Source organism: Mycolicibacterium flavescens, from assembly GCF_001722335.1.
In the GTDB taxonomy this organism is placed as follows: Bacteria; Actinomycetota; Actinomycetes; order Mycobacteriales; family Mycobacteriaceae; genus Mycobacterium; species Mycobacterium flavescens.
Window position 1 is genome coordinate 77,313 of record NZ_MIHA01000004.1, and the last position, 19,541, is coordinate 96,853.

Here is a 19,541-nt window from a genome sequence, read left to right on the forward strand (position 1 = left end):
CATAGCCAACCGTTGCCGCTTCTAGAAGTCGCTAACACAGAGTTTCAATTCGCAGTACAGCCAGACCGGCACAGCGCGGGCCGGATTGCGTCGCTGCTGGGTGAGGCCGACCGGATTGCCGTCATAGACGTCGAGACCACAGGCCTGTTCAGCGCTGACCGAGTCGTCGAGGTTGCCGTCGTCACGCTGGATCGCAACGGCGTCATCGTCGACGAGTTCGAGTGCCTGACAAACCCGTTGCGTGACCCCGGCCCGACGTGGTTGCACGGACTAACACCGACGTCTCTACGGGATGCACCGCTATTTGAGGACATCGCACCGCACCTCGCAGCACTACTCGACGGCGCGGTCGTTGCCGCTCACAACCTTCGCTTCGACCGCCGGTTGTTGACTTACGAGTTCGGCCGCGTCGGCATAGACATTGACTGGGGTGACGGCCTAGATACGTTGCGTGCGGTCGGCGGCTGCAAGCTTGGCGCCGCATGCGCTGACTATGGAATCGGTCTGAACGGCGCACACTGCGCCATACACGACGCACGCGCCACAGCCCACCTATTGGTTAGGGTCGCTGACGCCTTCGATAGCTGCCGACCTGCGCTCGCCCGCCCCGCCTCGCGCGACATCCCGCGAGTGCTGACCCGGGGCGGTTTCACAGCGGTGGAAATCGAACGTCCATATGTCCTCCAGTTGGCCAAGAACCTGCATAGTCCAGCCGACGTTGCGCCCTACGTCACGCTGCTGGACTTCGCAGTGGCGGACCTCAAGTTTGATGTCGACGAGCGCCGCGAGTTGGCAATGCTCGCAGACGATCTCGGACTCAGCACGCATGACCGCGTACGAGCCCATAAGGAATTTCTCGCCGGTCTAATAGACGCGGCGCTCGATGACGGGGTCGTCACCGATGGCGAGTTCGAACAGCTCTGCCGGACGGCAGCTCTGCTCGAAGTAGACGACGCCGTGGTTTGCGCACGCACGAACCCATACCGCGTAAGAACTGAAGCACTCGAACTTCGCGACGGGATGCGGATCTGCTTCACGGGGGCCGCGCAGTGGCCGGATGGTGAACCTATGGAGCGCGATGAAATTGAAGCCCTCGCCCGCCAACACCAACACGAACCGGTGACGACAGTCACGAAGTCGAACTGTCAGCTGCTAGTTGCGGCCGATACGGCGTCGATGTCTGGAAAAGCTAAGAGCGCGCAGAAATTTGGGATCCCTGTCGCATCGGTATCGGACTACCTGTCGGCGATAAGTACCGGATCACCGATTGCGGTCAATCGCCTCCCTGCCAAGGGCATTGCCCTCGTGTGCTCAATGTGTGGCTACTCATGGATAGTGGCCCGGCGCAGAAGCACCCCTGTGTGTGACGGGTGCCGAGAACAGGCAAAGCCGCCGGCCGGGCCCGGTGACGGCCGAAACGTCGCCAACACTGCGGTGCGCGCGGAGCGCCTCGCACGCTGCCGTCAAGCGGTCGACCTCCAGCTGAGTGGAGCTAGCCGTAAACAGATTGGCGAGCAACTTGGCCTGAGTGAAGAGGCAGTAAAGGCGCTACTTCGCGACGGGAAATTTTACGCAGCACCGGAGGCTGATCCAGACCGACTTCAATTAGCGAAACGCGCCGCGGCAGCAAGGGCTGATGGCCTGACCCGAGGAGCATTCAGCGACCAGGCCGGGTTATCGAAAGGCAAGGCGGACGAGTGCTGGAAGGATGCCGATGTGCTTTATAGCGAGTCGGATGTAACGCGTAGAACCGGTTTAGGGTTGAATAGATGAGTTTGGACGACACAAGTGCCATCGCCGTTGTTCATAGCGGCTCCGATGCAGTAGCGATCTGGCACGTCGCCGTAGAGCCGGTCGTTCAGACCGCACGTCTTTGCGGTGCATGGGTCACCCGCGATGCCGATGTCCAGCAGAGAGTAATTCGCGCCCGGAAGGTCGTGCTCGTCAATGAGGTAATGAGCGACCGCCTTGAGTCACTATTAACCCACTCCGATGGCGCTTTCGATGTCGAAGCGACATTGACAGCAATTAGGCAACACATCGATAGACTGGACGAAATTCATCGAACGAGCTTCACGCCGAAAGGCAGCCCGCGTGCGCCAATCTCGTGGCCGTCGCTACCCCCGTCAGGTACGCCACTATCTGTTCCCGTGGGCGTCGTCCAGACTCCACTGATCCGCTCAACAATCGCGATGGCTCGCTGGCTCGCGGATCTTGCCAACGTTTGGTCAGCCGTCGAGAGCATCCGGGTTTCGAAGGCACACCTGAAAGTCGACAGTCCTTCGCCGCAACCTCTTCCTTTCCAGCCGGCGGACACCTAAGTGCGACAGCGCAATAGGTTGCGGGCCAGCACCTATCCTGCATTCGAGATTATCCCGTACGGCGTCGGCTGATCGGTAACCACTTGTCCCGTACGGTAAGCACCTGGACGCACCCTGAACCCCACGCTGTCAGGACCAGGCAAGCACCATTCGACTGAATCTATAGCTCATTGTCGGCGCAAAGACTGGGCAATGGCGAGTGATTGTGTCCAGTAAAAATTCGACCTCGGCTGGTACAGCAGGATCCGTAAGGTCTCCGCGTCGTCCCAGGACATGGAATTTCGCGGCCCACATACGACTCAGCTAGGGTCGCCGTCCTGTGTACGAGGCGATTCCGCGCGTCAAGCCGAAGCCGGGAGCTTCTCGATGGCAGGTATCGGCAAAACCGCCGAAGTGTTGCACTTCAGGAAACGATACGACTGTCTTATCTCCCCATCATTGCGATACCAAACCATTGGTCGGCCCTAGACGCTCGCGCAATGCGTACACCACGGCGGCGACGCCCGCGCTGCCCCCGACGACGCCGGTGATCAGGCCGCCAATTGCGATCAGAGTGTTTCCGTCCACGACCGTGAGCTTATGGATCGGCGCCGACGGATGAGAGCCCCGTCGCCACATCATCGCGGCCTCCAGGACTACCTGCTGGTAACTCACCTCACCAGCCGCCAACCGCAGCCCGGCGCCATTGAGCAGGCTAGGGACACTACGTCCGAACTCGGCAAATACCTGACGGCTGTATCGCCATAGGGATGCCGCTGCCAGCGGACACGACACTGGGCCACGCTGAACCGTCGGCGGGAAGCCTGTCTGCAATGATCGTACGAACAGATCGTGCAAGGAGGGGGCATGGCGAGATCTGACCTGGTAATCGATCTAGTCGAGGCCCAACAACGTGGCGACGTCGCTCGCTTCCGCATGCTGGTGGAAGCGATCATCGCCGAGGAGCGCAACAACCAGCACCACCTTGTCGCTGATCGACTCTCTGAATTGATCACCACTGCCGGCGCTCGCAGCCTGCTCGCCCGCGATGACACCGCCCGCCAGGTCGCCGATCTCGTCACCGAAATCGTGCCTAAACGGAGACTGTCAGAGGTGCAGATGGCTCCGGCCGTCACAGCGGCGGTCACCGAGATCATCGAGGAGCATCACCGTAGCGAACTCCTACGTAGCCACGGCCTAGAGCCCCGCAACCGCATCCTCCTGGAAGGGCCGCCCGGTAACGGCAAAACCTCGCTCGCCGAAGCCATGGCCGCGGAGCTCATGGTGCCCTTTTACGCAGTGCGCTACGAAGGGGTGGTCTCCAGCTTCCTCGGGGAAACGACAAGTCGAATCGATCATGTGTTCGAGTTCGCCCGGACGCGGCGTTGTGTGCTTTTCTTCGACGAGTTCGACACCATCGCCAAAGAGCGCGCCGATGCGCACGAAACCGGCGAGATCAAACGCGTCGTTTCAACGCTGCTTCTACAGATCGACCGATTGCCCTCGCATGTCGTCGCCGTATGCGCGACCAACCACGGCGAACTGCTCGACCGCGCGGCATGGCGCCGATTCCAGGTCCGATTAATCCTGTCGCCGCCGTCTCGGGCGCAAGCCACAGTTTTCCTGGAACAGCTGCGCGTGCGACTCGGCGGAAACCTCGGTATGGCGCCGCGCACTCTCGCCGACAAGCTTGCCGGCTCAAGCTACGCCGACATCGAAGAATTCGCACTCGACGTCATGCGCCGCTATGTCCTGTCGCTGCCCGACGGCCGTGTCGAAGACGTTGTGAAGGAACGGCTTAAGCAGCGCACCGCCACGAGGGAGACGTGACCGCTCCACGCCAACCGCTGTCTTTCGGAGCCCCTCTAGCGGGGCCCATCCCCACCGGCGCGCCTCGCTTCCCTGGGACTCGGATCGCCGGACCGGGACCCGGCCGACAACAGCAGCGCTTGGAACCGCAATTTGCCGCCCTGCAGGAAGCTTTGCAGGCCGGCCGTGTCGACGTGGACGGGAACACCACCGAAGCCGACCCCGAACTGGTAGTTGTCTTCGACCTCGCCGCGCCGGTAGCCGAGTTCGCCCGTGCCGCCGCCCGCGTACCAGGTCTCGAATTCCTCCTCGAAGTTGACGGGGAGGAGTTCGCCGCCGACGACGACTTCCACCCCGTACGCGATGGCGAACCGACCGACGATGCCGTGACCGACAGCCTCTATGTCGTGATGTCCAACAACCAAGCCGTCGTCGACCTCCTCGCCCTCTTCGCGCAGTGGCAGGAAAACCGCCAAGCAGCAATGCCTTTCGGGTTAGCACCGCTGCGTGACGTCTTTGAACTGTTACGAGAAGTTAGGCGCTGGGGACCCCAAGATCGTGTCCGCGAGACTGGTCTGCTGGAGCGTTGGCGGGAAGACGTCGCCGTTGTGGGTCAGTCAACCACCATGGCCCGCGTCGAGATCGAACTCTGGTTTCGCCGCGATGCCGCACGTCGGGCGGTCGCCGAGACGGCGGTGCGAACACTCATCAACGACGCTGGCGGCCAAGTCATCACCCAAGCGGCCATCACCGGTATCGGCTACCACGCGATTCTCGCCGACCTCCCCTACAGCCAGGTAGAGGCAGTACTCGATCGCGGGCCCGACGCGATCGCTTTGCTGACCACCGACACGATCATGTACGTTTCTCCGGCACGACCGATGACCATCCCGGCGGTGGCGGCGTCCGATGAACCCCTTGACTCCGCAGCGCTGTCGGCGAAACCCACCGATCAGCGTCCACGGATTGCCCTGCTCGAAGGACTGCCAATGGCCGGCCACATCGCCCTTGCCGAACGACTGGTCATTGACGATCCCGATGAAATCGCTGCGTCGTACACGGCGTCACAAATGCAACACGGTACCGCCATGGCATCGCTGATCTGTCATGGCGACCTGAATGCCCCCGGCGAATCGACACCACGCCGGTTGTACGTGCGACCGATCATGCAGCCACACCCGTTCAATGGCCAAGAGGAAACGGTCCTGCGAGATCGCCTACTGGTCGACCTTATCCACGAAGCGTTTCGCCGCATATTCGAACGACACGGGCAGCACGATCCCGTGGCGCCCAGCGTGAGGATTATCAACTTATCCATCGGCGACCCCATCCAAATGTTCGTCCGACGCATCAGCCCGCTGGCCAAACTGCTGGACTGGCTTGCCCACACCTACAACGTTCTCATCCTGGTCAGCGCAGGCAACCATGCCATCGACGCCGGCATCCCCGCAGCAGCCCTCCTCGACGCAGACGAACTACGACGCGCGGTCGGCACCGCCATGTACGAGCAGGCGCGCCGACGGAGGCTCCTCTCCCCCGCCGAAGCGGTGAACGCGATCTCTGTCGGAGCTCTTCACATCGATGCCGCAAGCACCCCGACCAGCGACACAGTGCTAGACACGACCGACATGGGGATGCCCGCGCTCTACAGTCCCGTGGGTTTCGGTCATCGCAATTCGGTCAAGCCCGAGATACTGCTGCCCGGCGGCCGCAGTCTGCACCAGCGTCCGCCCGTTGCCGAAGGAACGACAACCCTGTATCCGGCAGAGACGACGATCACCGGTCCCGGGATGCGCGTCGCCGCGCCCGGACGCGGTGGCGCACTCAACGGGACCACGTACCTGCACGGGACAAGCAACGCCACCGCCATGGCGACGCGCACCGCCGACCACATCTTCGACGTCCTCGAAGCCCTCCAGGCCGTCGATGGCGAACCGCCCTTCGCATCCGCCGAATACCACCCAGTCCTCACCAAGGCGCTACTTGTACACGCCGCGACGTGGGGGCCAATGCGCGACGGGCTGACCCGCGCGATCGTCGGCGGCGAGGATCTGACCCGCCGTGACATCTCCCAGCTCCTCGGCTACGGCGCCGTTGACCTCGAACGGGTCATCTCGGCCACGACCACCAGAGTTCTTCTCCTGGGCGCCGGCTCGATAACAGCCGACCAGCGCCACACGTTCGAACTGCCCCTACCGGGCAGCCTGGCCGCCACGACCGACTGGCGACGGCTGACGGTAACCTTGGCGTGGCTCTCCCCGGTGAACACTGCGACGCGCCGGCATCGCATGGCGCGCTTGTCGTTTGAACCTCCGCGCCAGCCACTGGGGGTCGATCGCCTCGAAGCTGAGGCACGTGTGTCCCGTAACGGCACGGTGCAACACGAGATCCTCGAAGGACGACGGGCCGTCGCGTTCGCAGTGGGCGATGCGCTTGAGATCAACGTTGACTGTCGCGTCGACGTGGGGCGCTTGGCGGCACCTGTCCGCTACGGGCTGGCGGCGACGCTTGAGGTTTCCCCGACCATCAGAGTCGACATCCACCAAGAAGTACGACAGCAGTTGCAGACCCGGCTGCGCACCAGGACCCGCTGACACGCGTATCGCGTACGAAAGTTTGCGGCAGCTTCCCGGACATCAGCAACAGTGAGCGTTTCGCCGCTGTCACGGCTCAGTGCGAGCGGGCGTTGTCGCACACAGGCAAGCGGCGTTGGTCGAGGTCCTAGGGTGGCGGCGACGCCATCTACGTAGAAGGACAGTAGTTGATGACGAATGGATCTCGGTCGGGTTGAGATGTGGTGTCTGGCAGCCGCTGTCGAGGATGGCGCTGCCATCCTGGTTCCGTGGCCCCTAGGACAGCGAGGAAAACAGACAGCCGGTTGGCGGCCCGGCTTGCCGCGCTGGCCTCGCTGGGCGCTTCTGTTATCCACTTCGCCGTCGTACCCACCCACTGGCAGGAGTGGATGCCGGCAGGGTTATTCTTCGCGTCGGTCGCGCTCTTCCAATTGATTTGGGCGCGGGCTGTGCTGGTACGAACGACGACCCTTGTGCTTGCTGCCGGCATCATGCTCAACTTTGGAGCCATCGCTCTTTGGGCCTTGTCCAGGACCTCGGGAGCCCCGTTCGGCCCCCACGCCGGAGAAGCGGAACTGATTCAAGCCGCGGACCTTTGCGCGCTGCTGCTACAGATTTACGTCGTGATGGGTGCCAGCTGGGTGTGGCACCGAGGCCTGCAAGGTGAGCCGGTGCCGGTGTTCGGCAGCGCATTAGTGCTGATGGGCGCAGTCGGTGTGGTGGCGCTGGCGTCCACGGTAGGAGTGGCTTCCGGTCTGCGGCACGGTGATCATCATGGGCCAGCGAGCGCAGATGGCGGCCACCACGGGACGGCCCCTGGGGATGCACAGGGTGATCACCACGGCACCAGCACCGGGGATGCACCCGCTGATCACCACGGCACCAGCGCCGAGCCGGCAGTGGGCGGTCAGCACGGGACGGGCGCTGAGCATGCTCATACCCCTGAGAGCAATTCCGAGTCGGCCGTGCCGCCGCCGGTGAGCGAGCCCGCCGACGAGCCGCCGGCACCGGCACCGGAAGGAGCCCCGGCTTCACCCGCGGTGCCGCTGCATGACGACCACGGCGATCATGATCACGGCGAGTAATCAGCTGGTCTCTTCGTTGGTGTGGGCTTCGTAGCGTTTCGCAGTTGCCTCGTCGCTGTCGCCGCTCGACCGATCCTCGAAATGCGGTGGCCGGATAGGCCGCGGGCCAACGAGCTCCGCCGGCCGTGTCAGCGATCGAGGACTGCGCGTGTGCTCGCTGCAGGGGTCAGGTCGAGCCGGCGTAATAGTTGCGCGTTGAGCGCCACGACGATCGTCGATAGAGACATCAGGATTGCTCCGACGGACATCGGCAGCACAAATCCGATCGGTGCGAGCACGCCGGCGGCCAGTGGCACTGCGATGAGGTTGTAGCCCGCCCCCCACCAAAGGTTCTGCTTCATCTTGCGATAGCTGGCCCGGGACAACTCGATCACCGACAGGACCGAGCGCGGGTCGGAACTGGCCAAGATGACACCGGCAGAGGCGATGGCGACGTCGGTGCCGGCGCCGATCGCGATGCCGACGTCGGCCTGTGCTAACGCGGGTGCATCGTTGACGCCGTCGCCGACCATGGCGACCTTCTTGCCCTCCTTTTGCAGCGCAGCAACGTTGGACGCTTTGTCTTCTGGGCGTACGCCGGCGAACACCCGGTCGATGCCGAGTTCGCGACCCACCGCTTGGGCGACCGCTTCGGCGTCACCGGTGATCATGACCACCTCGACGCCGAGCTTGTGCAAGGCATCGACGGCGTCGCGCGATTCGGGGCGGATCTCGTCAGCCAGGCGCAGGCCGCCGAGCACAGCGCCATCACGGACGACATGCAAGATGATCGCGCCCTCCTCCCGCCACGCAGTGGCGGTGCTGACTTCTGGTGCGCCGACCTCCTCCAGCAGGCGGGGACCGCCCACCCGGATCTCCTGCCCGTCCACCGTGGCCGTCACGCCGACCGCCGGGGAGGACGAAAAGCCGCTGGCGCGTGGCACAGTGAGTCCGCGCTCCTCGGCAGCCCTCACGATTGCCCGTGCTAGGGGGTGCTCACTATCGGCCTCGGCGGCGGCCGCGAGCGCGAGCACCGCATCGTCGTCGAGAGCACCACCGGCCTCGATCGCCGTCACCGTGGGTTCACCTTTGGTCAGGGTGCCGGTCTTGTCGAAGAGCACAGCGTCGACGGTGCGCATGCCCTCCAACGCGAGGCGATCCTTGATCAGCACGCCGCCGCGCGCGGCGCGTTCGGTGGCGATGGACACGACCAGTGGTATCGCCAATCCCAACGCATGAGGGCACGCGATGACGAGCACCGTGATCGCTCGGACGACGGAGGCGTCAGGATCGCCCACAATTGACCACGCCACGGCGGTGATGGCCGCGGTACCTAGGGCGAACCAGAACAGCCACCCAGCCGCCCGGTCGGCGAGGCGCTGAGCGCGCGAGGACGAGTTCTGCGCTTCGGTCACCAGGCGCTGGATTCCGGCCAGCGCAGTGTCGTCGCCGGTGGCGGTGATTTCGACCCGCAACCCGGAATCTGTGGCCACCGTTCCGGCGGTTACCGCATCTCCGACGCTCCGGGCCACCGGCCGCGACTCACCGGTCACCATCGACTCGTCCATGTCGGCACGGCCGTCGACGATTCTGCCGTCGGCGGGGACGCTGCCGCCAGGTCGGACCACCACCAGATCTCCGACCTGAAGGTCGGCGGGCGAGACTGTGATGATGCGGTCGCCGTCGATCTTCTCGGCCTCGTCGGGCAGCAGCGCGGCCAGAGAGTCCAGTGCCGAGGTGGTTTGTGCGAGGGAGCGCATTTCGACCCAGTGGCCGAGCAGCATGATGACGATCAGTAGCGCCAATTCCCACCAGAACTCCAGTTCGTGGTGGAGCAGGCCCAGGCTCGCTCCCCAGGAGGCGAAGAATGCCACGGTGATGGCCAACCCGATGAGCAGCATCATTCCCGGTTTGCGGGAGCGGATTTCGCTGACGGCGCCGGTGAGGAACGGTCGACCGCCCACAACGTACATGACCGTGCCCAGCACCGGCGGAATCCACCGCACGCCGGGGACATCGGGAAGTTCGTAGCCGAGCAACATCGCGAACATTGTCGAGAACGCGACGACCGGAACGGCGATGATCAGGTTGATCCAGAACAGTTTTCGAAACTGAGCCACATGATCGGCACCGTGGCCAGCATGACCCCCGTGGCCGGCATGGCCGCCGTGGTCAGCATGGTCGTCGTGGTGGGCGTTCGTGTCGTGAACGGCCTGGCCGTCGTGGCCGGCGTGAACGCCGGTGTGCGATGTCACTATGGCGTGCTCGTCGTGGTTAGTCATCGTGTGCTCTCCTGAGAACTCTCAACGTGTCGTTTCGCGCGGCGGTGTAGCAGCAAGGCAGCCGTGTCGGTGCGCCGCCGTTGCGGGTCATGACCGCACGAGCCGGGCGATGGCTTCAGATGCTTCGGTGAGTTTGGCGTCGGCGGCTGGCCCCCCGGTGGCGGCAGCGTCTCGAACGCAATGCCGGAGGTGGTCATCGAGGAGCCCCAGGGCGACGCTTTGGAGGGCTTTCGTCAAAGCGTCGGCCTGAGTGAGGATGTCGATGCAGTAACGTTCCTCCTCAATCATCCGGCTGATGCCGCGGGCCTGACCCTCGATGCGTTTTAGGCGTTTGAGGTACTTGTCTTTATCGGTGATGTAGCCGTGCTGGGTGGAACCCGATGCCGGGCAGTGGTCAGTGTCGTCGGCTGGCGTCATGACGGATCCTTCGAGTGTGTGGACGGAGCGCCGCTGCGCGTGATGCGGGCATCGGGGTGCGGAATGACAGTCATAGTCACGCCGCGCTGGCGTACTTGTCGGGGTCACGGTCGAATCGCGGTCCGCATCCCTTGCAGCAGAACCAATACCGTTGGCCGCGGTAGTCGCGGAACAGGCCCGCGGCTTCAGCGGCAGCCTTATCGACCAGCGTGCCGGGCATGACCGGGCATGTCGCTTCCGCGGTTGCGGGATCGAGAAGGTTCCGCGCCGAGGTCTTGATGACCGTGCTGTCGAAATCTTGGGCGGAGCCGCCGCAGCAGCAGCTCGATGTCGGGTTGTTGTGATCGGTCATGGCTTCTCCTTGAGTGGTTTAGTGGGTCGGGTTGGAGGATGTGGATGTGAAACCGCGCAGGCGAAGGCTGTTGCCCACGACGAAGACGCTGGAGAACGCCATGGCCGCGCCGGCGAGCATGGGGTTGAGCATGCCCAGTGCCGCGACCGGTATGGCGGCGACGTTGTAGGCGAAAGCCCAGAACAGGTTCGTCTTGATCGTCGATAACGTTCTGCGGGACAGCCGGATCGCGTCGACGGCGCTGCGCAGGTCGCCGCGTACCAGGGTGATGTCGGACGCTTCGATCGCGACGTCTGTTCCGGTGCCCATGGCTAGACCGAGGTCGGCTTGGGCAAGGGCGGGCGCGTCGTTGACGCCATCGCCAACCATCGCCACGGTTTTGCCCTCGGCTTGCAGCCGGGCGATGACGTCGACTTTGTCTTTGGGCATCACCTCGGCGATCACCGTGTCGATACCTACCTCAGCGGCGATCTGCCGAGCGACGGTTTCGTTGTCGCCGGTGAGCAGGACGGGCGTCAGCCCCAGCTCGCGCATCTGTGAGATTGCCTGAGCGCTCGTCGGTTTCACCGTGTCTGCGACCAGGAGTAAGCCGCGAGCCTGACCGTCCCAGCCCACGGCGACCACGGTTCTGCCCTGAGCTTCAGCCGCTGTTTTCGACTGCAGCAATTCGGGGCTCAGGTGTTGGGCCCAGTCGGCGAGCAGTGATTCGCGTCCCACGACGACGGCGTGCCCGCCGACGACGCCTTGGACACCCTTACCCTCGACATTCGCGAAATCTTCAGGGGCGGGCAGCATCCCGAGTTCTTCGGCTGCGGCGTCGGCGACGGCCCTGGCGATCGGATGCTCCGAGGCGTTCTCCAGCGCGCCGGCCAGCCGGAGCACGTCTTCGCGGCCGGCTCCCGGGGCGGTGATGACATCGACCAGGGCCATCGTGCCGGTGGTGACGGTGCCGGTCTTGTCGAGCACCACGGTGTCGACCTTGCGGGTGGACTCCAGCACCTCCGGCCCCTTGATCAACACGCCCATTTGCGCGCCACGACCGGTGCCCACCAGCAGTGCGGTCGGCGTGGCCAAGCCCAGCGCGCACGGGCAGGCGATCACCAGGACCGCCACCGCGGCGGTGAACGCCGCCGCGACCGGGTAGCCGGCGCCCAGCCACGCACCGAGCGTGATCACGGCGAGCACGAGGACGATCGGCACGAAGACACCGGAGATGCGATCGGCCAGACGCTGAACTTCGGCCTTTCCGGTTTGGGCGTTCTCCACCAGCTGGGCCATCTGAGCCAGCTGGGTGTCGGAACCGATGCGGGTCGCGCGCACCACCAGACGCCCACCGGCGTTGATGGTCGCACCGACCACGGTGTCACCCGGACCGACCTCCACGGGTACCGATTCGCCGGTCAGCATCGATGCATCGACCGCCGATGTCCCCGACACCACCACCGCGTCGGTGGCGATCTTCTCTCCCGGGCGCACGACGAACTCGTCGCCCACCGTCAGGTCCTCGACGGCGATCTTGGTTTCCACCCCGCCGCGCAGCACGGACACCTCCTTGGCGCCCAGCTCCAACAGTGCGCGTAGCGCTGCACCGGCCTGCCGTTTGGAACGCTTCTCGAAATAGCGACCCGCGAGGATGAATGTGGTTACGCCAGCAGCGACTTCGAGATAGATATTCGCCGCGCCGTGAGACGGTGCCAGCGTCAGTTCGAATGGATGCTTCATCCCTGGGGTGCCGGCAGTGCCGAGAAACAGTGCGTACAGCGACCATAGGAAGGCCGACAACGTGCCCAGGGAGATGAGGGTGTCCATCGTCGCTGTGGCATGCCGCAGGTTGGCCCAGGCGGCGCGGTGGAACGGCCAGGCCGCCCACACGATCACCGGCGCGGCCAGCGCCAGCGACGCCCACTGCCAGTAGGTGAACTGCAGCGCCGGGATCATCGCCATGGCGATGACGGGTACCGAGAGCAGGGCCGAGCCGGTTAGCCGGTGGCGCAGCGACACCAGTTCGGAGTCGTCGGTGTCGCGTGCCTCCTCGGTCGGGGCGGATGCCTGGGGTAGTTGCGCGCTGTATCCGGCGCTTTCCACCTCGGTGATGAGCAGCGCCGGGTCGTAGCCTTCGGGCACCGTGACGGTGGCCTTCTCGGTCGCGTAGTTGACCGTCGCGGCAACCCCATCGAGTTTGTTGAGCTTGCGCTCGATGCGGTTGGCGCACGAGGCGCAGGTCATCCCCCCGATACGTAACTCAACACTCGGGCCGGACACCGGCGTCGATGTCGATGTCGTCATATGCCACTGCCTTTCAGTTTTCTGGCCGGGTGGAAGCCGTCAGTGCCCGCCGGCATGGCCGCCGTCGTGCGCGGGGTTCGACGCGGGCTGATTGGTCTCGCCGCGTGCGGCGTCGACGACGAACGTGGCCGTATGCACGGTGTCGTCGACTTTAAAATCGAGGTAGAGCAGGTATCGGCCCGCCGTGGGCGCGGTAGCCGCGAAGGACACTGCAGGTCCGCCGGTACCGCCCGCCTGCGGCTCGGCTCCCTCAGGGTGCACGTGCAGATATGCCAGGTCACCTTCGCGCAGAGCAACGAGATGCCCATATGCCCCCAGATAGGGCTGCAACGTTGTCACCGGGTTGCCGCCTCGGCTGACCTTCGCCGTGAGCTGCTTCGAGGCGCCCGCGGTCAGCGCACCGTCGAGTTCTACTGTGTACCCGGCAATCTCGTCTGTGGTGCGCGTGGTCAGAGGCGCGACCGGTATGTAGTCGCCGCCCACCTCGACCGTGCGGGTCAGGGTCAGTTTGGTGCTGCCGACGCGGGCGGGTTGAAAGTCCGCGAACACCCGATATGAACCTGCGGCCTTCCACGTCCAGGGCGTCGACCAAGTGCCGGTTGCCTGATCCAGGACCGGGTGCACGTGGGCGAAGTACTGACCATCAGAACGGACGACGATCAGATGCAACTGCTTGTCATGCACCGTCGCGTAATCCAGCAGCGGCGTGCCGCCAGGACCAGCAATGGTGAAGCTCAACACGGCCCGATCGTTGGGCGCTTCGGGCGCCCGCACCGGGCTGAGCACGTATCCGTCTTGGGCGAGCGACAACCCAGGCGGATCAGCGGACACAGGAGATGCCGGCAACGCCTGCTCGGCCGGTGCACTGCGATCAGCGGCAGGATCGGCACCGAAGTTTTGCGCTGCGACCGGCGCAGCGTCGGGCACGACCGCCGCCGCGGTGACGTATGCCGCCGTGAACGCCACCGCCAGTCCGGCACCGAAAGCGGCCAACCGTCCCGCGGCGTTCATGCGACACGCACCGCCGAATAGCCGGCCTCACCGACGGCATGCAGGATCTCCGCGTCATCGACCGAACCGGCCGAGGTCACGATCAGCGTGCCCGTCGTGGCGCTGACCTCGACGTCTTCAACACCGGCGACCGCGCTGACTTCTTCCCGCACCGACAGCTCGCAGTGCCCGCAGGTCATTCCTGTGACGGCGTACTCGATCGTGCTCATACCGACCTCCCATCGCTAAGTCTGCATACCCCTACCGGGTATATGTACGTAAGGATATACCCCTGGAGGGTATGTTGCAAGGGCGGCACCGGGCTCGTGCACATGCCGCGTCGATGCTGGGTCAGATACGACGAAGGGAAAGCCAGACGGTGATGCACACGTTGCACGTCGGGGAGGACGGCTGGCCGCTCATGGGCGAGGTCGTCGGCCGCGGCGAGCTGATCATCATGCTGCACGGCGGTGGGCCCGATCACCACAGCATGCGGCCGCTCGCCGACCGACTTGCTGACCGGTATCGCGTTGCGCTGCCTGATATTCGAGGGTACGGAGCATCGCGCTGCCCCGACCCGGCGTTGCACCGCTGGGATCAGTACGTCACCGACGCTGTGGCGATCATGCACGCGCTCGACGCCACGTCCGCCCACTTCGTCGGCGCGGGCCTGGGCGGAACGATCGCCTTGCGAGCGTGTCTGGACCACCGCCATGTCGCCCGGTCCGCGGTCGTCATCAGTGCTGAAGCTATCGAGGACGACAAGGGCAAGGCCGCAGACACAGCGCTGATGGACCGTTTCGCCGCCCGCGCCCGTTCCCGCGGTCTACACGCTGCCTGGGAGTTGTTTGTTCCCCATCTTCAGCCGCTCATTGCCAACCTCGTCACCGAGGCCATTCCGCGTGCTGACGCCCACAGTGCCGCCGCCGCGGCGGCAATCGGTCATGATCGCGCCTTCGCGACAGTTGATGAACTCGGGGGCATCGAGACGCCGGCGCTCATCATTGCCGGCGGCGACTCACGTCACCCCGAACAACTCGCGCGCACGCTCGCCGACGTCCTCCCGCACGGAGTACTCGCCGAGGCCACAATGTCTAACCTACTGGTCAACGCTGATGACCTAGCGCGCGTTTTCGCCCCGGCAATCGAACAATTCCTCGCCACCACGTCGAACCGGGACACGCAGATCCAATCCAAGTAGTGGAAATCAGCCCTCCCGCGACCACCGATGTCGGCCCCAGCGGTCTGCAGCCGTCCGTCAGCTGCAGCAGGATTTCGCACTGCCGGCTTTGGCCGGGCGGCGGCCGCCGGTGATGTGGCCGACCGTGCACAGAGCGATGCACTTGACGATGGACCGCGCGGTTGAACTCTCAATGAGCCGCCGGAATCTCCCTTGTGCCGTCACGAGCGATAGGCCTTTCCAGTCGATGAAAGTCGTGCAGGGGACAACCCGTACGGTACCCCTAGGGGGTATTCGATACAATGGCGGCATCGACTGTGGCCGCAGACCCCGTTTTGCCGCTGGCGAACTACGCCAGCCGACGTCCGGCTCATCGCCCTGTCAGCTAAATCCGCCCACCCGAGATCATTAGCATCGTCGTGTGGCGACGACTCCGGCTGGCGGTGAGACCACCGGCGCACCACGCTGGGGCGGGACCGCGCTGCTGCGCCCAGGGGCATTGGCGTTCACTGGATCGATCGGCGTTACTGACGTACACGCACACCACGCCGTCCAAATCATGACGGCCACTGCACCGTTCACGGTGCGTGACAAGCACGGTAAGGGGCATCGCGGCATGAAAGTGGTCGTGCCTGCCGATGCGCCCCACCGAATCGAGGTCGGCGCGCAAGAGGGCACGGTGGTGTTCTTCGAACCGGAGTCGGCGCCAGGGCGGTCGGCGCATCGGCGCGCGGTCCAGTCCGGGTGGACCGTTGCTCCTGTGTTGACACCGACGCGTCGACGAACTCTGGCCGCCGTGGTGGACGACCTAGTGGAGCACTTGGCGCCCGCCCTGACCACAGACGAAGCGACGCCACGCCATCCCGCGGTTGATGACGCGCTCCGCCTCCTGCCCAGCCTGGTCGCCGCAGGCCCCGTAAGCGGTACCGATCTGGCGACCCAAGTAGGCCTGTCGGTGAGCAGGTTGACGCATCTGTTCACCGATCAGGTCGGCATCCCGCTACGCCGCTACGTGCTGTGGTCGCGGTTGCGGCTCGCGGTCATGCGGGTGCAGGCCGGTGACGACCTGACCGGCGCCGCGCACGGTGCGGGATTCAGCGATAGTGCTCACTTGACCCGAACCACGCGCGAGATGTTCGGCCTCCCGCCGTCAGTACTGAGCCGGCACGTGTCCTGGGACCTCGACGCCGACCTTTAGCCGGATCATTCAAGCGCCGCCGCATCGGTGACACGACGATTCACCGTATGAGCGCGACTCCTTCAACATCGGCGGCGGCTAGCACAGGCCAAGCCGTGTCCCGCTACGGCTACGTACCGTTCATGCTGGTCGGCCTCAACGGCGTCGGCACCGCCATCAGCGCCGCCAGCGCCCCGAAGTACTGGCTGCTGGCAGTCCTGGCCGTCGCGATCGCAACGACGTTCCTGGTAGAGCGGATCATTCCGTATGACGCGACATGGAACCGTGACCGGGCCGACAGCACGCGCGACCGCATCCACGTCGCGGTCAACGAAACGCTCATCCTTGCCGGCGTGGCCGCCATCCCGCTGCTGGCCGCCGTCGTCCCGGCGCCCCAGCTTTGGCCACACAACTGGCCATTCATTGCACAGGTCCTCGCCGCGATCCTGATCGCGGATCTCGGCATCACCGTTGTCCACCTCGCCAGCCACAAAGTTGGCGTCTTGTGGCGCTTTCACGCGGTGCACCACAGCATCACCCGCTTCTACGGGCTCAACGGCCTGATGAAACACCCCCTCCACCAGACCGTGGAGATGGCCGCCGGTGTCGCACCGCTGATCCTGGTCGGACTGCCCGTCGACGTGGCCTCCGTACTGGCACTAGCGGTGGCAATCCAGCTGCTGTTGCAACACTCCAACGCCGACTACCGCATCGGCCCCGCCAAGCACGTCTTGGCCCTCAACGAATGCCACCGCTTCCACCACCTCAAATGGGCCGGCATCGGCGACGTCAACTTCGGCCTGTTCACCCTGGTTTGGGACCATCTGCTACGCACCTACTCCTACGACTGCACGCGGCACTTCCTCCTACGACTGCACGCGGCACTTCGACTCCACCCAGCTCGGCATGGCCGCCAAACCCAACTACCCCACCAGCTATCTGCGGCAGATGATCTACCCGTTCACGCCCGCCGGGGGCTGCAGCCCCGAGTTCTTGACCACGGCCACGACGGCCGACGGCAACGCGCCGATACCGCCATCGGACCAAAGCTCCAATCGTCTATAGCCCGCGGCCCCCGTCATTTCCCGGGGCAGGGCCGCGCGAACCGACGGTCGCCTCGCCGCGGTCCGCGGCAACGACAGCCGGGCCCACCGCTTTCAGCTGGCATCAAACAGACGGCGCCCGTTTCGACACACCAAGGCACCAGCACTTTCGCACCGGCTTTATCGAATCTTCATCGAAAGACTAAGAAAGCCAAACGACGCATGAGCACACTCAAAGGCATACCCGTGAACGGTGCAGCGTCGCCCGTGACCGGCCCCTGGCGACGCACCAGGCGGTGCCGTGCCCGTTAGCCGATGACGACAACCCGATACGGAGAGCCCCACTCATGCCGCAGAGAGGCCGCCCCTCAGCGTTTCGAGCGACGACGCACTGGCTGCGCACGACCGTCCTTGCGGTGGCGGTGCTGCTGATCGCGACCGCCTGCACCTCGTCGCCCACGGCGGCGCCCGCTCCCGACGTCATCACCGAGAAGGGCACCCCCTACGCAGACTTGCTCGTACCGAAATTGCAAGCGTCGGTCACTGATGGTGCCATCGGCGTCGCTGTTGATGCCCCCGTGACCGTTACCGCCGGCGACGGTGTCCTCGGCCCAGTATCGCTGACCAACGAGGCGGGCGAACTTGTCGACGGGCAACTGGGCCCCGACGGCATCACCTGGTCATCGGCGGAACCACTGGGCTACAACAAGCAGTACACCTTGCAGGCGCAGGCGCAGGGGCTCGGCGGAACGACAAGCACCAAGGCAACATTCGAAACACATTCACCCGAAAACTTGACGATGCCCTACGTCTTGCCCAATGACGGCGAAACGGTGGGCGTGGGTCAACCTATCGCAATTCGCTTTGACGAGAACATCACGAACAAGGTTGCGGCACAGCAGGCGATCACCGTCACCACGGACCCACCGGTTGAGGGCGCGTTCTATTGGCTCAGCAGTCGTGAAGTCCGCTGGCGCCCCGCCGAGTACTGGGAGCCCGGAACGAAGGTTGAGGTGTCAGTCAAGGCGTACGGAGTTGACTTCGGCGATGGGCTCTTCGGCCAGGATGACGTCACCACGCGCTTCACAATCGGCGACCAAATCATCGCCACCGCCGATGACGCCACCAAGACGATGACCGTGCGCCGCAACGGCGAAGTCGTCAAAACGATGCCCATCTCCATGGGCAAAGCCAAGACACCCACCGACAACGGCGTCTACATCATCGGCGACCGCTACTCATTCCTGGTAATGGATTCCTCGACCTACGGAGTCCCCGTCAACTCACCCGACGGCTACCGCACCGAAGTCGAATGGGCCACGCAAATGTCATACAGCGGCATCTACGTGCACTCGGCCCCCTGGTCGGTGGGTAGCCAAGGCATTGCCAACGTCAGTCACGGTTGCCTCAACGTCAATCCAGCCAATGCCCGCTGGTTCTACGACAACACCCGACGCGGCGACATCGTGGAAGTCATCAACACGACTGGCCCCACCCTGTCAGGAACCGACGGTCTCGGGGACTGGAACATTCCCTGGGAGCAATGGAAGGCCGGAAACGCCAACCTCTGAGCATCCGAAGCGCGTGACACCGAGGCGACGTTGTTCGGGTGACGCTGAAACCCGAGCCTTCGCAGTGCATTTGGGGATGGGTCCTGAGACGCCGTTGGTGTAGACGCGGTTGTCGTTGCGTGGCTTCGAGCCCACTCTCCCCGATGACCACTGGCGACGCGCTACCGCCGACGACGCTGCGAATGGCCGCTCGGGGCCCGACGTTCGCTCGCTACTTACTCACGCCGGCGGCCCACCCTGCTTTCTCCTCTGAGAGCTCGCACAAAAGCGCTCTCATCCGCGCGCTATTCACGCGCGTTCTCCCGGCCTGACACGCTTTCAGTCGGTACTTGCAGCATTTCTTCTCGGCGAATTTCACCACTGTAATTATGTTACTGGTGTTACTACTGGGGCTTTTGTGAGTTAGGCTTTTCTACGTAGAAGCTACGTATTTCGGTGCTACGCCGTGCGTATGCGATTTAGCCCCGCTTATTGGAGCGTGATAGCTCACCGCGCGG

Annotated in this window: 16 protein-coding genes and 1 pseudogene; 10 read left to right on the forward strand and 7 right to left on the reverse strand. The window is 64.4% G+C overall.

Features of this window, described 5'->3' with window-relative positions:
- Positions 1–12 precede the first annotated feature (12 nt).
- Both BHQ18_RS28990 and BHQ18_RS29835 read left to right on the forward strand, forming a co-directional pair.
- On the forward strand, positions 13–1,773 hold the full coding sequence (locus BHQ18_RS28990; RefSeq protein ID WP_165614539.1) for a 3'-5' exonuclease: 1,761 nt from the start codon (positions 13–15) through the stop codon (positions 1,771–1,773).
- Positions 1,770–2,321 (forward strand): hypothetical protein, encoded by a 552-nt coding sequence (locus BHQ18_RS29835; protein WP_131815654.1) that lies wholly within the window; start codon positions 1,770–1,772, stop codon positions 2,319–2,321. Before BHQ18_RS28990 ends, BHQ18_RS29835 begins: the two co-directional genes overlap by 4 nt.
- Positions 2,322–2,756: 435 nt before the next feature.
- Here BHQ18_RS29835 and BHQ18_RS06650 read toward each other — a convergent pair whose 3' ends face one another.
- Entirely contained in the window at positions 2,757–2,975 is a 219-nt protein-coding gene (locus tag BHQ18_RS06650; protein WP_069412812.1) for a hypothetical protein, read from the reverse strand.
- Between the two features lie 192 nt (positions 2,976–3,167).
- On the opposite strand from BHQ18_RS06650, the gene BHQ18_RS06655 reads away from it, so the two are divergent.
- From BHQ18_RS06655 to BHQ18_RS06665, 3 genes are all read left to right on the forward strand, one after another.
- Positions 3,168–4,130 carry an AAA family ATPase gene (locus BHQ18_RS06655; protein WP_069412813.1) on the forward strand — a complete coding sequence of 321 codons (963 nt, stop codon included), beginning with the start codon at positions 3,168–3,170 and terminating at the stop codon, positions 4,128–4,130.
- A gap of 119 nt (positions 4,131–4,249) precedes the next feature.
- Complete coding sequence (locus BHQ18_RS06660; RefSeq protein ID WP_234794097.1) at positions 4,250–6,703, forward strand: S8 family peptidase; 2,454 nt, start codon at positions 4,250–4,252, stop codon at positions 6,701–6,703.
- Between the two features lie 200 nt (positions 6,704–6,903).
- Positions 6,904–7,767: a hypothetical protein gene (locus tag BHQ18_RS06665; RefSeq protein WP_069412815.1), complete on the forward strand. Its 864-nt coding sequence runs from the start codon at positions 6,904–6,906 to the stop codon at positions 7,765–7,767.
- 128 nt (positions 7,768–7,895) lie between these two features.
- Here BHQ18_RS06665 and BHQ18_RS06670 read toward each other — a convergent pair whose 3' ends face one another.
- Positions 7,896–9,866, reverse strand: a complete 1,971-nt coding sequence (locus tag BHQ18_RS06670) for a heavy metal translocating P-type ATPase (RefSeq protein ID WP_234794098.1) — start codon at positions 9,864–9,866, stop codon at positions 7,896–7,898.
- On the opposite strand from BHQ18_RS06670, the gene BHQ18_RS30445 reads away from it, so the two are divergent.
- Entirely contained in the window at positions 9,867–10,043 is a 177-nt protein-coding gene (locus tag BHQ18_RS30445) for a hypothetical protein (RefSeq protein ID WP_234794099.1), read from the forward strand.
- 72 nt (positions 10,044–10,115) lie between these two features.
- Here BHQ18_RS30445 and BHQ18_RS06675 read toward each other — a convergent pair whose 3' ends face one another.
- From BHQ18_RS06675 to BHQ18_RS06695, 5 genes are all read right to left on the reverse strand, one after another.
- Positions 10,116–10,445, reverse strand: coding sequence for a metal-sensitive transcriptional regulator (locus BHQ18_RS06675; RefSeq protein WP_069412817.1), 330 nt, complete (start codon positions 10,443–10,445; stop codon positions 10,116–10,118).
- Between the two features lie 76 nt (positions 10,446–10,521).
- Complete coding sequence (locus BHQ18_RS06680; protein WP_069412818.1) at positions 10,522–10,797, reverse strand: YHS domain-containing protein; 276 nt, start codon at positions 10,795–10,797, stop codon at positions 10,522–10,524.
- 18 nt (positions 10,798–10,815) lie between these two features.
- Positions 10,816–13,083, reverse strand: a complete 2,268-nt coding sequence (locus BHQ18_RS06685; RefSeq protein ID WP_069412819.1) for a heavy metal translocating P-type ATPase — start codon at positions 13,081–13,083, stop codon at positions 10,816–10,818.
- 39 nt (positions 13,084–13,122) lie between these two features.
- Complete coding sequence (locus tag BHQ18_RS06690; RefSeq protein WP_069412820.1) at positions 13,123–14,094, reverse strand: DUF8832 domain-containing protein; 972 nt, start codon at positions 14,092–14,094, stop codon at positions 13,123–13,125.
- Positions 14,091–14,303, reverse strand: coding sequence for a heavy-metal-associated domain-containing protein (locus tag BHQ18_RS06695; protein WP_069412821.1), 213 nt, complete (start codon positions 14,301–14,303; stop codon positions 14,091–14,093). Before BHQ18_RS06695 ends, BHQ18_RS06690 begins: the two co-directional genes overlap by 4 nt.
- 113 nt (positions 14,304–14,416) lie before the next feature.
- On the opposite strand from BHQ18_RS06695, the gene BHQ18_RS06700 reads away from it, so the two are divergent.
- From BHQ18_RS06700 to BHQ18_RS06715, 4 genes and pseudogenes are all read left to right on the forward strand, one after another.
- Positions 14,417–15,274 carry an alpha/beta fold hydrolase gene (locus tag BHQ18_RS06700; RefSeq protein WP_069412822.1) on the forward strand — a complete coding sequence of 286 codons (858 nt, stop codon included), beginning with the start codon at positions 14,417–14,419 and terminating at the stop codon, positions 15,272–15,274.
- Positions 15,275–15,674: 400 nt separating this feature from the next.
- Positions 15,675–16,451: a helix-turn-helix domain-containing protein gene (locus BHQ18_RS06705; protein WP_069412823.1), complete on the forward strand. Its 777-nt coding sequence runs from the start codon at positions 15,675–15,677 to the stop codon at positions 16,449–16,451.
- Positions 16,452–16,498: 47 nt separating this feature from the next.
- Positions 16,499–17,495 (forward strand): annotated as a pseudogene (locus BHQ18_RS06710) (sterol desaturase family protein).
- A 325-nt stretch (positions 17,496–17,820) separates the two neighbouring features.
- Positions 17,821–19,044, forward strand: a complete 1,224-nt coding sequence (locus BHQ18_RS06715) for a L,D-transpeptidase (RefSeq protein ID WP_069412824.1) — start codon at positions 17,821–17,823, stop codon at positions 19,042–19,044.
- The last annotated feature ends 497 nt before the right edge of the window (positions 19,045–19,541 follow it).